A 13,188-nucleotide genomic window follows, 5' to 3' on the forward strand; every position below is an offset into this window, starting at 1 on the left:
AACCCTCCGCAGCCAAAGACCTCCCAGCTCAGCGCATTGAAACAGGCCCTGGGCCGCCTCGCCACCGACACAGTCGAAGCCCCCGACGGCACCACCACAGCCTCGATCAGCTACGACTACGACGACGAAGACCAACTCACCACCAAAACCACCACCGGCCTGGCCGGAGCCGCCACCAACACCTACACCTACGACCAGGCCGGGCGGCTCACCTCCTGGGACGACGGCACCACCGTCCACGACTACGAATGGGACGCCGCAGGCAACCTCACCCGAGACGGACCCGACACCGCCACCTACAACGAACGCAACCAACTACAGGCCCACGGCGACACCACCTACACCTACACCCCCCGCGGCACCCTCATCTCCCGCACCACCAACGGCACCACCACAACCCAGCAGTTCAACGCCTTCGACGAACTCGTCACCGACGGCACCACCACCAACACCTACGACGGACTCAACAGGCTCATCACCACCGGCGCCGCATCCCTGACCTACCTGGGAACCAGCATCAACGTGGTCTCCGACGGTGACGGGAACTACACCTACACCCCCGCCGGAACCATGCTGGGCGCACAGCACAACGCCACCCCCGGCCTGGCCTGGACCGACCAACACACCGACCTCATCGGACTGATCGAACCAACCACCGGCGAAACAGCCGGCTCACGCGCCTACAGCCCCTTCGGCGAAACCCTCGCCGCCACAGGCACCCAACCAGCCCTGGGATACCAACACCAATACACCAACCCCGACAACGGCACCATCAACATGGGCGCCCGCTGGTACCAACCCGGAACCGGCACCTTCACCTCCCGCGACACCACCGCCCTCCACCCACGTGACCTCGCCAACGCCAACCGCTACGCCTACGCAGCCGGTTCACCGTTGACTCGGACGGACCCCTCTGGCGGGACCGTCGCAGTCTGCGCACTCGGGTTCGCAACAGGTCCGGGAGCACCTGCCGCGGTGGGAGGCTGTCTTGCTGTCAACGGCGCGATCGCCCTGGGCGCGATGGTTGTCGGGGCCTTGACGGTCAAGGCGGTCACCGATGCTCCCCCGCGGACATACAACCCGCCTCGGACTCGGACACGTCCCTCTCGTCCGACGGTACGCAGGCCCGCACCACGTCTGGACGGCTGGACTAGCTGGCTGCGCCTGTCCCTGCCACTCATCGATGGCTGGGCCGCGTGGCCTGATCGCGACCAGCGCCCCAAGCCCAATCCCGGATGTCTCCTACGCTGCGTCCCGGTCAAGCCCCCAAACCTGCCGGAAGACGGCGGAACAGCAGGTCCCACACCAGGCAACACCAACCAAGCCGCCTACGAAGCCTATCTCCCCTACCTAGTACTACAGCGGCAGGGTGTGATGTTTGGTGCGTTGTCGCTGGTAGTGGCTTCGTCGGGCTCGGGTTTGGTGGATTCTGCGCCAGTGTGACCAGTGATCGGTGTGCTGCTGAGGATGGGCCGGTCGGGTTCCGGTGGCCCAAAGCCGTCTTATTTCGTTGCAAGACAAGGGAATTAGCGTCTCATTGTGGATTGTGGATCCCCTTTTTCGTCGCGTTCCTGCTCGCGGTGGGCGGTGACGGCGAGGAACGCGGCGGCGAGCATGGACAGCGTGATGTGCCGGTACCAGGCCTGGTATTTGCGGACTTGGTAGTGGTCCAGGCCGGTCTCGTTCTTGGCGAACTGGAAGGTTTCCTCTACTGCCCAACGGGATCCGGCGACCCGCACGAGGTCGGCGATCGGTGTGGGGTAGGTGCTGTGGCAGATGTAGTAGGCCAGCTCGCCGCTGCTGATCGAGCGTCGCACCAGCAGCAGGTGCCCGCCCGGTGCGCCGGGGTCGATCAGCAGCCAGTCGTAGAGGCGATGCCCCTTGGAGCCTTCTCCGGCTGAGAGGCGTTGCCAGCCGGTGCGCGGTGCTGAACGGGCCAGTGCGTCGGCCCGCAGCCGGCCGGCAGGGGTGTCGAACCGAGTGTCGCAGGAGATGGCCATGACGTAGTTCAGCCCGGCGGCCTCGCACCAGTCGCGCAGGCCGGGGTTGTCGCCGTAGGCCTCATCGGCAGTGAACCATTCGATGTCGGCGCCGGTGTCCAGGAGTCGTTCCAGCATGCGCCGGGCGAGTTCGGGTTTGGTCGCGAACTCCACGTCGTCGTCGATTCCGGCCTCGCGGCAGCGGTCACGGTCGGCGCACCAGGAGTGCTCGGGCAGGTAGAGTTCCCGGTCGATCAGCGCCCGCCCCCGCGGCGAGACGTAGGTCAAAAACACCCCGAGCTGGCAGTTCTCGATGCGGCCCGCGGTGCCGGAATACTGCCGCTGAACTCCGGCGGATTTGGTGCCCTTCTTGAGAAAACCGGTCTCATCGGCCACGACCACTCCACCCGGGGCGGCCAGATGCTCCAGCACATAGCCGCGCAGCGTGTCGCGCACCGCGTCGGCATCCCACCGGTAGTGGTTGAGTAGTCGCTGCTCCCGTCCGGGGCCACGTCCCCGGCCTGCTCCGCGATAGTCCAGGAGTTCTTCCGCTCCGCACCCGAGAGCTGCCCCAGCAGATACCACCGGGCCCGCCGACGCGACTCCACCTGCGCGAACTCGCCCGCCACCAGGCCGAATACCTCATCAAACCCGGCCCGCCACCGGCCCAGGCGATCATCAGCTACAGTCCACGACGCGGCCACCGCGTCGGTTTCAAGATCCAACACACCTTGAAGTTGATCACGCGGTGGCCGCCTCCATGATCACGACACACCGCCCAAGATCACACTGTGCGGCTGCCGTACTAGCGTGGCTAAAAGCACGCCAACAGCGCGTCATCGACGACGCGATGACACCACATGACAACCCCCACGCCCTCGACCCCACCATCGCACCCTCAATCCGAGCAGCCCAAAACGGCAGCCTGCCACCCATCGAACTCGGCGAACTCAACCCCACCGCGACCGACGACCAGCCCTACCAACCCGAAAACAGCAACAACCCCGCCCAACCCGGACCACTCCCACCGACCAACACCTGGCTCGACGATGCCTGCGCCGACGGCGGCCAGCACCGAGCCAACAACACAAGAACAACCCAAGTATGGCAATGCGGCCCACCAAACAGCACCTCCACAGCCAACCTCGATGCTAAGATCGCCGCAAAGACGGTGGACAACATCCTGCCGACCCCGCAGGTCGCGAACCCGAAGCTGCAGAACCTCGTGAACAACCTGTACAAGGGAACGACCAACCCGAATCGGGTTGGCAACGGCACGACTATGGACGCGATCCGAAACGAACTGGCAACAGGCGTCCCGACCGGTGGTCGCATGCACACAACCAAGGGTCAGGAGACCCTCAACGGACTCAACAAGTGGCTACGACGCAACAAGGACGGCGACTACTACGACCGGCTTGTCGCCCAGAGTCTCGCTGACGAGCTGTCGCTCGTCCTGCGAGGTGCCGGATGAGTGCAAGCACCGTCGCCGCGATCGGGGGACTCGTCGATGCACATCGCGAGCTCACGCCCGTGCTGGCCGAACACCTTCAGGACAACGACGGCGAGCTGCTGCCGCACCTCGTCATGGCCGACATTGTTCGCTGGCTCGTTGATCATCGGGAGACTGATCCCGAGGTCTGTCAGTCGATCCTCGAGTGGCTTGAACGCGAGTACACGCGTGGTCCCGAGGACGTTCGTGGACTCATCACCGTCAGCGGGGTCGAGCTGATTCCGGATCCGGGCCAGCCGGGGTCCGAACTCCGGGATCTGCTCGGACCGGAACTCAAGAGAGTGGATCCGTGGCTCGTCTGACCGCGATCCTGGCCTCCGTGCTTGCGTCGTTTCTCGGGATCGCCTCGCCGGCTGATGCCGCACCAAACACCGATTACTGCTGCATCACGACGGGCCTGCCCCCGGAACCAGACCAGCGACAGTGAACAGTGACAGTAAACCCTGACGCCCGCCCGCCGGATCTGCCGTGTCCTTTTAGCTGGACTCGGCCTCGGCTACTACGCCGATGGCGAGCAACGTGCCCAGATCAACGAGCAGCTGAGCGGAATCGAGTTGTGGCCGTGATGGAGAAGATCGAGAAGCCCATGGCCGAGGGCGTGGTCGTTTGGCGAACGCATGAAGAAGGAGGGCGGAGATCGGGCCCGCCGACCGCACCCGTCTATATGGCCACGGCGGTGTTCGTCCAGGGGTGACGAGGAGGAGGTCCAGCCGGGCTGGCCGGCTTCGGCTGGCCAGCTGAGCATGCGTTGGATCGTGCCGGACACATCGTTGAGCGGCTCGACCGATGCCTCAGTCGTTGCTGGTCGATCTCACATGGGCTTCCCGCAGGGCGAACACGACCATGTGGTGACGCCTTCAACGGATCGAACCTGCTCGTCACCACCTACGCAGTCGGAAGCCTTGGCTGCTCCAAGGCCGCCGTGGAGGTCGCCGCTGCGGCAGCCTGGCTGACTGCGATTGCCGCCTCGTGCCAGCTCCGAGGCGTCCCATTTCACCGCGCAGATCACGCTCCGCGCCGCGCCACCGAGCCTGGCGCTGGTTCGATCACTTTACTGCGACGGAGTCTTGACGGGGATTCCGGTGTGTTGGGCGCGGAGGTGTTGGGCGAGGTTGATGGTGTCGGTGGTGGGGGTGGTGTCGATTTGGCTAGGTGTGTTTGTAGGAGGGTGAGGGTGCGGGAGATGGCGTGGTGGTGGCCGAGGACGTGTTGTAGGCGCATGATGTCGCGGTAGAGCAGTTCGTTGTGTGGGTCGAAGCCTCGTGCGGTTTCGAGCAGGTCGAGTGTGTCGGCGGGGTTGGTTTCCACTTGGGCGCGGGCGAGTGCGGCGACCGCGTCGAGGGCGTCGCGGCGGGTGGTTTCTCGGGCGGTGGTGAGCCATTCTGCGTCCAGGCCGTTGGCTATGGGGCCGCGGTATCGCGTGACGATGGCTTGGCACGCGTGGGTGCGTTGTTCGGGTGTGGTGGTGGTGCGGCGGGTGACCGCGGCGGCGAAGTTCCAGTAGTCGACCTCGATGACGGCCGGGTCGAGTTGGTAGTGGCCGTGTTCGGCCAGGACGAGTTCGCGGACGGCGCCGCCGGTGGCGGTGTCGAGGGCGCGTCGGATGCGGGAGAGGATGGTCCGCAGCACGCTGGCGGGGTTGCGGGGCGGCTGTTCGGGCCACAGGGCGTCGATGATGCGGTGTCGGGAGACCCCGCTGGGGTGGACGGCCAGGAACACGAGCAGTTCCAGAAGGCGGTTACTCAAGGCCGGGGACAGGTCCTGTAGCGCGTCGTCGGGTTGTGTGGGGTTGGGGCGCCAGCGCAGGGCCGGGGCGCCGAACACGGTGAGCACCAGCGGTACCGGTGTCACCGCGTTCGTGTCCGCCGCCACCGGTGGGGGTGGTTCGTGGGTGTGTTCATCGGCGTCAGCGGCGGGTGGGGTCCTCGGCGCTGGTGGGTTGGTGGTGATCTCCAGGCGATCGGGGCCGTTTCCCGCGGGACTGGGTTGGGCCGTGTCGGGTGCGGCGGCTGGGTGCGGGCTGCGGTGGTGGACCGGGGGTTGGGTGGTGCGCAGCAAGGACAGCAGCTCGCCGGTGGCGGTCTCGGGCAGGGTGAAGGCCCGGGTGCCGCGTAGTGGCTCGCCGAGGCCGGGGTTGGTGGCGGTGATGCGGCCGCCGGCGGTGACGTAGGCGGTCACTCCGGGACGCCACTGGCCCAGCAGCAGCGCGGTGAGGCCGTGCTGGGCGCCGTTGTCGAGTAGTTGCTGTAGTCGCGCTTGCTGGTGTGGTTCGTGGGGAGGCGAGGCGACCAGAACCGTGGCCTGTTGCGGCACGGGGGTGTGGGTGTCCAGTGTGGCCAGTGCCGTTTCCAGGTCAGCCACGACGGTGAGGGTGTCGGGTAGGTGTGCGGTGGGCACCGGCACACCGAGTAGACGGGCGAGGTCGCCGGCAGGCACCAGCACCGACGGCACCGGCTCGCCTGCGGACACCGCTGTGGTGAGGAGGGTCAGCAGCAGGGCGCGGGCCGCGGCGTGGCCGCCTGGGCCGAGCAGGCCGAGGCCGTGGACGCGGGCCAGGTCCAGCGCGACCACCGCTGTCCCGCCCGCGGCGGTGTTGGTTGTGGCGTTGTCGGCGTGGTGGGTGCTGGTGTCCAGGGCGATATCCACCACCGGCGCCGACGGTTGCGTCCCGGCGCTCGGGGGGTCGGCGGGCACTGGGCGGGTGCGGGCAGCCAGCGTGGACTGGACGGGGTCGCGGGGGTGTTCGCGCGCGGCCGGTTCGCCGGGTGTGTGGTCGGTTTGGGTGTCCGGTTCGGGGTCGTCGTTGTGGTGCTGGGCGTGCAGGTGGGCCAGCCGAAGCTGATACACCACGGGTGTGGTCGGCAGGTCGTCGTCGCGTCGCCCGCTGCCGGGCCGGTAGCGGGCGTGATGGCGGCGCCGTGCGCGTAGCAGCAGCGCGCTGACGGCCGCGGCCAGGCCAAGGCTGACGAATACCTCGCCGCTGCCCCAGGTCACCGCCCCCGCCGCGGGTTCGGTTGCGGCGTGATCGGCCGTGGGCGTGGTGGCAGGCGCCGGTGCGGTCGGCTCCGAAGGCGGCGCGGAGGGCGCGGGGTGGCTGCTGGGTGGCGTGGGCGTGGTGGGCCCTGGTGGTGGTGCGGGTGCGCGGGGCGGGCCGCTGGCAGGGAGGCGGATGAGGTCGCCGGGGTGGATCAGGTTCGGGTTGGTCATGACCCGCCCGCCGGGTTGTGTGCTGCCCTGGTTGAGGGCCCAGATCTGCGGCCACCGGTCGCCATCGCCCAGGCGGCGTTGCGCGATCCGCCACAGCGAGTCGTGCACCCCGTGCCGTGGTGGGCGGACCCGCTCGATTCCGGGCTCGACCGGCGAGTGTGACGGCTCGATGCTGGTGTGCCCGCCCGCGGCGGGAGTCATACCGGCGGGGGCGTCCGCCACGACCGAGGTGTGCCCGGCAGGCCGGGCAGGCCCCGGCAGGTTGGCGAGTGCGGCGATGGCGGTGCGGCCCAGCACGGCGACCAGCAGGGCACCGATGAGCACGGCCGCGACCCGCCGCACCGGCCCGCCCTGGCCTCGCGGGTCCGGCCACCGCGCTTTTCGGATGACATCGAGTACGCAGGCGGCGACGTCGCGGACGAACACCAGCCACAGCAGCCAGGCCAGGCAAGCCAGCGTGTCGAGCAGGAAGCTGCTCGACATCGGTGCCAGCAGCACGGCAGCGATCTCCTCCAGGCCGGGCAGATGGCCCGGCAAGGGCCATCCCACACCGTGGATCAGCGCCGTGGGAAGCCCGGCCACCAGCGCGGCCAGCAGCGTGGCCGCGACCAGGGCGCGCACCACCCGGCCCGCCAGCCGCGCGGTGCGCACGATCCACACCCGACCAGGCAGCGGTGTCATCAGTGGCTCGCCGCGCCGACCCCTGCCGGGGACTGTCCGAACATCGGTGGATCTGATCTTGGTCTGACACGCCGAGCGTGAGCTTGGCGGGAAGGATCGATCATGACCGAAACACTGGACCCTGTGACCGATGACATGGATCCGAAGAAGCTGGCGGAGCAGTTGCTCGCGCAGGCCGACTCGTCCGCAAACGATGTCGCGACTCAGGACACATGGTGTCCGAGGGGGTGTCTGGTTTCAGGACATCGTTGACGTCGATGTGCGGTGATGTCGCGGTTGATCGTTGACAGGTGAGTCGCGGCAGGCTTGACACAGGCTCGGTATGATCGTTGACCGGTGAGTCGTGACATCGTTGACACCTGGCGGGCGGTCACGATAGGGCGTGAAACCGAAGAACCTCGTCATCGCCCGCGCTGTCCGCGAACAAGGCCTCACCCATGCCGAAGCAGCCACGCGCTACGGCGTGACCCGTCAATGGGTCCATACCCTCCTCGCCCGTTACGACACCGAAGGCCCCGCAGGCCTCGAACCCCGCTCCCGCGCCCCGAAGACCCGCCCCGGCACGACACCACCGGCAGTGACCGAACGCATCATCGAACTACGCCGCGAGCTCACCGCTGCCGGCGCTGACGCCGGCCCGATCACCATCGCCTGGCACCTCGAGCGAGACGGACACCTCGCCCCCTCGACCTCCACGATCCGCCGCACCCTCCACACCGCCGGCCTGATCACCCCCGCCCCGAACAAGCGCCCCCGCAGCTCCTACATCCGCTTCGAAGCAGACCTGCCCAACGAATGCTGGCAAGCCGACATCACCCACTGGAACCTCGCCAACGGCACCCGCATCGAGATCCTCGACTTCCTCGACGACCACGCACGATTCCTGCTCCAGATCCACGCAGCGACCGCCTTCACCGGCGCAGACGTCACTACGGCGATGTCCCACCTGATCAGCACATACGGGCCGCCCTACTCGACACTGACCGACAACGGGCTCGTGTTCACCACCCGACTGGCACGCCACAAAGGCGCCCGCGGCGGATTCGAAAAACTCCTCACAGCCCACGGCATCATCCAGAAGAACGGCTCCCCCGGACACCCCCAAACCCAAGGCAAGATCGAACGCTTCCACCAAACCCTCAAACGCTGGCTCACCGCCCGCCGACTACCCGACACCACCGAGCAACTCCAGACGATGCTCAACGAGTTCAGAACCTGGTACAACACCGCCCGCCCCCACCGCTCCATCGGCCGCCGCACCCCCGAGCGCGCCTACACCGCACTCCCGAAAGCCACCCCAACCCACACCCCACAACCCGAATGGCGCACCCGCACCGACCGCGTCGACAAGAACGGAAAAATCTCCCTACGCTACGCCGGACAACTCCGCCACCTCGGCATCGGCAGAGCCCACATCGGCACACCCGTACTGATACTCATCCACGACCGCAACACCACCGTCAGCAACGCCGACACCGGCCAAATCATCGCCGAACACACCATCGACCCAACCAAGCACTACCAACCCAAAAAACGCTAACCACCGTCAACCATGTCGCGACACACCCGTCAACGATGCCGCGACACACCACCCACCCCACAACCCCACGAAACGAACCCACAAAAAAATCCTGAGCCGCGACTCGTCCGCAAACGATGTCGCGACTCAGGACATGGTGTCCGAGGGGGGACTTGAACCCCCACGCCCTTTACGGGCACTAGCACCTCAAGCTAGCGCGTCTGCCATTCCGCCACTCGGACTTGCTGCGAAACAGCGTAGCGGACGCGCCCTCGGCGACGCACCGGGGGTGGCCCACGCCGCCCCATCAGCCTCACCTGCATCAATGGTAGGAATACCGGGTGAGCACACCGAGCCCCATCGAGGCCGCCGAAGCAGAGGCGGTGACGCTGACCAGCGAGTTGATCCGCATCGACACCACCAACACCGGCGACCCCGAAACGGTGACCGGTGAGCGGGCCGCCGCCGAGTATGTTGCCGAGCGGCTCACCGAGGTCGGCTACGAGATCAGCTACGTCGAATCGGGCGGCAGGGACAGGCACAACGTGATCGCCCGGCTGCCCGGGTCCGACCCCAGCAGGGGCGCGCTGCTGGTGCACGGCCACCTCGACGTGGTACCCGCCGACGCCTCCGAGTGGTCGGTGCACCCGTTCTCCGGGGCGGTCCAGGACGGCTACGTGTGGGGCCGCGGCGCCGTCGACATGAAGGACATGGTCGGCATGACGCTGGCGCTGGCCAGGCACTACAAGCGCCACGGGATCGTGCCGCCACGCGACATCGTGTTCGCCTTCCTCGCCGACGAGGAGGCCGGTGGCAAGTACGGAGCGCAGTGGCTCGTGGACAACCGCCCGGACCTGTTCGAGGGCGTCACCGAGGCGATCAGCGAGGTCGGCGGCTTCTCCATCACGTTGCGTGACAACATGCGCGCCTACCTGATCGAGACGGCGGAGAAGGGTATCCGCTGGATGAAGCTGCGGGTGCGAGGCACGGCGGGCCACGGCTCGATGATCCATCGGGACAACGCGGTCACGAAGCTGGCCGAGGCGGTCGCCACGCTGGGCAACCACCGCTTCCCGCTGGTGCTAACCGACTCGGTGCGCGAGTTCCTCGCCGGGGTCACCGACATCACCGGCTGGGACTTCCCCGAGGACGACCTCGACGGCGCGGTCGCCAAGCTCGGCAACATCTCCCGGATGATCGGCGCGACGCTGCGCGACACCGCCAACCCGACGATGCTCACCGCGGGCTACAAGTCCAACGTCATCCCCTCCACCGCCGAGGCGGCGGTGGACTGCCGCATCCTGCCCGGCAGGCTGGAGGCCTTCGACCGCGAACTGGACGAACTGCTCGGCCCCGACATCGAGCGCGAGTGGATGGAACTGCCGCCCGTGGAGACCACCTTCGACGGAGCGCTGGTGGACGCCATGACGGCCGCCGTCGTCGCCGAGGACCCCGGTGCCCGCACCCTGCCGTACATGCTCTCCGGCGGAACCGACGCCAAGGCGTTCCAGAAGCTGGGCATCCGCAACTTCGGCTTCGCTCCGCTGCGGCTGCCTGCGGACCTGGATTTCTCGGCGCTGTTCCACGGGGTGGACGAACGGGTTCCGGTGGAGGCGCTTCGGTTCGGCACCCGCGTGCTCGACCGCTTCTTCCGCTCCTGCTGAGTCCGCCGCGAACTGGAAAGTACGGCGAAGCCCTGGCCCGCGCCGGGTATCGTACCGGAAGTGACCCAATCTCCCGGACACGTCGAGAACCTGTTCGTCTACCCGATCAAGGGGCTCAGCCCGCAGCCGCTGCCGGAGGTGGCACTGCGCGCCGGGCAGGGCTTTCCCGGAGACCGCGAGTTCGCACTGGCCCGCCCGGAGGGCCGCTACCGGCCCGGCATGGCCGAGCCGCTGCCGAAGACGGAGTTCTTCATGCTCGCCAAGGACGCCTCACTCGCGGGTGTCACCACCGACTTCGATTCCGGCAGCGGGCTGCTGCGGGTCAGCAGGCAGGGCCGGGAGGCGCTTTCGGCCGACCTGCGATCCGAGGCCGGGCGTGCCGAAGTGGCGCGGTTCTTCGCGGAGGTACTCGACCGCACACCACAGCGGGCGCCGGTGTTCGCCCACGTCGAGGGCAGGCGATTCACCGACGTGGCCGATCGCTCGGACGCCATGATGAACGCCGTCTCGATCATCAACCTGGCGTCGGTGCGAGATCTCCGGGACAGGATCGGCAAACCGGTGAACCCGCTGCGGTTCCGCGCCAACATCTACGTCGACGGCCTTGCCCCGTGGGCAGAACGCGACCTCGTCGGCGAGGAGATCCGCGCCGGTGAGCTGACGCTGCGCGTGGTGCTGGGTATCAATCGGTGCGCGGCCACGGCTGTCGACCCCGACACCGCCCGCCGCGACCTGAACGTGCCGAAGCTGCTCACCCGCGAGTACGGCCATCTCGAGTGCGGCGTGTACGCCGAGGTCGTCAGCGGCGGCACGCTGCGGCCGAAGGACAGCGTGCTGCTGCCCGGGTCCTGACCGCCACCGGTGAAACGTCGGGTGCGAGTCACCCGGCCGAGGAGGACACCTCACGGCCGCTTCGCTGCCAGGCGAGCATGCCGCCTTCGAGATCGACGACGTCGGTGAAGCCAAGCCCCGCCAGGGTGCGCGCCGCCTCCGCACTCATCGAACCGCTCATGCAGTAGACGGCGATGGGCGTGGCACGGTCGGAGGGCAACCGGGCCTGCCGGCTTTCGATCTGGTCGAACGGGATGGCCAGGTCGGTGTCGGGCAACGTCCCCTCGAAGGGCACGTGGACGTTGATGGTGACGCGCTCCGGCTCGGCGATCGCGGCCGCGAACTCCTCGGGCGCGAGCAGCCTCGCGGGCCCGCTCCCCGCAGTGGTCGTCGGCGCGGATCCCTGCTCCACCGAGCCGCATCCGGCCACGCCGAGCAACGCGACGGCTGCGAGCACGAGCAACCGGGCGCCGCCGCGAAGCGCCCGTCGGCGACCGCGATCAGCTCGGGTCGTTGCCACGGTTGGACTGTCCATACCCACTACTATGGCGCATAGTGGTTTGGGTAGGCGCGGCGGGACGGTTCACCGCTGCGCCTTGCGGGCCGCGAGTCGCTCGACGATGCCCAGTTTGAACCGCTCGTGTGCCTCGACGGTGACGTCGTGCTCGCGCACGTGCTCGATCGGTCGCCTGCGGAAATGCTCCCCGCCGATCGGCACCATCACCGCGTCCAGCAGGAACTGGACCGCGCGCGCAGGCCGCGAGGTGCTCCTCACGTGGTCGGCGAGCACCAGCAGGCCGCCGGGGCGCAGCACGCGCACCATCTCGGCCACCGCCGCCCGCTCGTCGGGAATCCCGCACAGCGCGAAGGTGCTCACCACGGTGTCGAACGAGGCGTCGGGGAGATCCAGCCGCTGCGCGTCCTCGACCAGCAACCGCACCTGGCGACCGAGGTCGTCGGCACGGCGACGCGCGTACGCGAGCATCCCGGGGCTGAAGTCGATCCCGGTCAGCCGCACGTTGTCGGGATAGAACGACAGGTTGAGCCCGGTGCCGATCGCGACCTCCAGCACCTCCCCGGTCGCCCGCGCGCAGGCCCACTGCCGGGTGTCACCGAACAGCTTGCGGTCGAAGAAGTCCATCTGCCTGTCGTAACCGCGGGAGTTGCGGTCCCAGTACCGACGCAGCCGCTCGAGGTCACTGCCCGAAGCCATCGATCAGCCTTCCTTTCATCCGCCCGTGAACCGACCCCCGGGCGCGCCGTCCCTTCGTACCAGGCGACGGAGCGGCCACCACGAAAGGGACCGGCGACCGTGCCGGTTCGGCGCGCGATCACCGCTGCTGCTACCGTCCTGTAACCGTGGGAAGCCGATCCGAAGCGCATCGTGACCGACGCCTCGTGGTGGTCACGGCTCTCGCCGCGCTGCTGGCCTTCCTCCTGCTACACGTACCGTTCGCCATGCCGGACGGTCACGGCGAGCAAGCAGTCCCCGGTTCACTACAGCTGACCAGCCTGGAAGCGGCGGGCACCGGGCACGGCGACTGCCACCACGACGATCATCCCGACGAACCGCACGTCCCCGCCGCGTCCGTGCACGCCCCGCCACGGCCCGATGACGCGCCCGGCACGCCGGGCTCACCGGAGCCTGCCCTCGCCACGGCTTCGCGGGCGGCCGACCCTCGGCCCGCACCGCCATCGCAAGCGCGCCACGGCGGTCGCGCGAGCAGCGGCTCCGGGCGCGCCATACTCCTCGATCTCTGCGTCTCTCGGACCTGACACCGCCCGTGTGCCGGT

At 68.1% G+C, this 13,188-nt stretch carries 11 protein-coding genes, 1 tRNA gene and 1 pseudogene; 8 read left to right on the forward strand and 5 right to left on the reverse strand.

Annotated elements, in window-relative coordinates; all coding sequences use genetic code 11:
- Nucleotides 1-36: 36 nt before the first annotated feature.
- Nucleotides 37-1,443: an RHS repeat-associated core domain-containing protein gene (locus tag SACMADRAFT_RS15385; RefSeq protein WP_009154757.1), complete on the forward strand. Its 1,407-nt coding sequence runs from the start codon at nucleotides 37-39 to the stop codon at nucleotides 1,441-1,443.
- Here SACMADRAFT_RS15385 and SACMADRAFT_RS15390 read toward each other — a convergent pair.
- Nucleotides 1,357-2,650 (reverse strand): annotated as a pseudogene (locus SACMADRAFT_RS15390) (IS701 family transposase). The gene SACMADRAFT_RS15385 and the pseudogene SACMADRAFT_RS15390 overlap by 87 nt on opposite strands.
- A 179-nt stretch (nucleotides 2,651-2,829) precedes the next feature.
- On the opposite strand from SACMADRAFT_RS15390, the gene SACMADRAFT_RS15395 reads away from it, so the two are divergent.
- Nucleotides 2,830-3,453: a hypothetical protein gene (locus tag SACMADRAFT_RS15395; protein ID WP_009154758.1), complete on the forward strand. Its 624-nt coding sequence runs from the start codon at nucleotides 2,830-2,832 to the stop codon at nucleotides 3,451-3,453.
- The gene (locus SACMADRAFT_RS15400) at nucleotides 3,450-3,794 is read left to right on the forward strand and encodes a DUF7674 family protein (protein ID WP_009154759.1); all 345 of its coding nucleotides are present in this window, start codon (nucleotides 3,450-3,452) and stop codon (nucleotides 3,792-3,794) included. The genes SACMADRAFT_RS15395 and SACMADRAFT_RS15400 overlap by 4 nt, the downstream gene beginning before the upstream one ends.
- 703 nt (nucleotides 3,795-4,497) lie before the next feature.
- Here the strand turns inward: SACMADRAFT_RS15400 and SACMADRAFT_RS31190 are convergent.
- A complete protein-coding gene (locus tag SACMADRAFT_RS31190) occupies nucleotides 4,498-7,380 on the reverse strand; it encodes a BTAD domain-containing putative transcriptional regulator (protein ID WP_009154760.1) in 2,883 nt (960 codons plus the stop codon).
- Nucleotides 7,381-7,482: 102 nt separating this feature from the next.
- On the opposite strand from SACMADRAFT_RS31190, the gene SACMADRAFT_RS29960 reads away from it, so the two are divergent.
- Nucleotides 7,483-7,632 carry a hypothetical protein gene (locus tag SACMADRAFT_RS29960; RefSeq protein ID WP_009154761.1) on the forward strand — a complete coding sequence of 50 codons (150 nt, stop codon included), beginning with the start codon at nucleotides 7,483-7,485 and terminating at the stop codon, nucleotides 7,630-7,632.
- Nucleotides 7,633-7,762: 130 nt separating this feature from the next.
- Nucleotides 7,763-8,920 carry an IS481 family transposase gene (locus tag SACMADRAFT_RS15410; RefSeq protein ID WP_009152324.1) on the forward strand — a complete coding sequence of 386 codons (1,158 nt, stop codon included), beginning with the start codon at nucleotides 7,763-7,765 and terminating at the stop codon, nucleotides 8,918-8,920.
- Between the two features lie 134 nt (nucleotides 8,921-9,054).
- On the opposite strand, the gene SACMADRAFT_RS15415 is transcribed toward SACMADRAFT_RS15410, so the two are convergent.
- Nucleotides 9,055-9,141, reverse strand: a tRNA-Leu gene (locus tag SACMADRAFT_RS15415).
- Between the two features lie 99 nt (nucleotides 9,142-9,240).
- Between SACMADRAFT_RS15415 and SACMADRAFT_RS15420 the strand changes: the two genes are divergently transcribed.
- Nucleotides 9,241-10,563, forward strand: a complete 1,323-nt coding sequence (locus SACMADRAFT_RS15420; protein WP_009154762.1) for a M20/M25/M40 family metallo-hydrolase — start codon at nucleotides 9,241-9,243, stop codon at nucleotides 10,561-10,563.
- Nucleotides 10,564-10,623: 60 nt separating this feature from the next.
- Nucleotides 10,624-11,415 carry an MOSC domain-containing protein gene (locus tag SACMADRAFT_RS15425; RefSeq protein WP_009154763.1) on the forward strand — a complete coding sequence of 264 codons (792 nt, stop codon included), beginning with the start codon at nucleotides 10,624-10,626 and terminating at the stop codon, nucleotides 11,413-11,415.
- 28 nt (nucleotides 11,416-11,443) lie between these two features.
- On the opposite strand, the gene SACMADRAFT_RS15430 is transcribed toward SACMADRAFT_RS15425, so the two are convergent.
- Nucleotides 11,444-11,914: a rhodanese-like domain-containing protein gene (locus SACMADRAFT_RS15430; RefSeq protein WP_198285864.1), complete on the reverse strand. Its 471-nt coding sequence runs from the start codon at nucleotides 11,912-11,914 to the stop codon at nucleotides 11,444-11,446.
- Nucleotides 11,915-11,977: 63 nt separating this feature from the next.
- Nucleotides 11,978-12,607: a class I SAM-dependent methyltransferase gene (locus SACMADRAFT_RS15435; protein ID WP_009154765.1), complete on the reverse strand. Its 630-nt coding sequence runs from the start codon at nucleotides 12,605-12,607 to the stop codon at nucleotides 11,978-11,980.
- Nucleotides 12,608-12,792: 185 nt separating this feature from the next.
- Between SACMADRAFT_RS15435 and SACMADRAFT_RS15440 the strand changes: the two genes are divergently transcribed.
- Nucleotides 12,793-13,170, forward strand: a complete 378-nt coding sequence (locus tag SACMADRAFT_RS15440; protein WP_040925712.1) for a hypothetical protein — start codon at nucleotides 12,793-12,795, stop codon at nucleotides 13,168-13,170.
- The last annotated feature ends 18 nt before the right edge of the window (nucleotides 13,171-13,188 follow it).

Source organism: Saccharomonospora marina XMU15, from assembly GCF_000244955.1.
GTDB lineage: Bacteria > Actinomycetota > Actinomycetes > Mycobacteriales > Pseudonocardiaceae > Saccharomonospora_A > Saccharomonospora_A marina.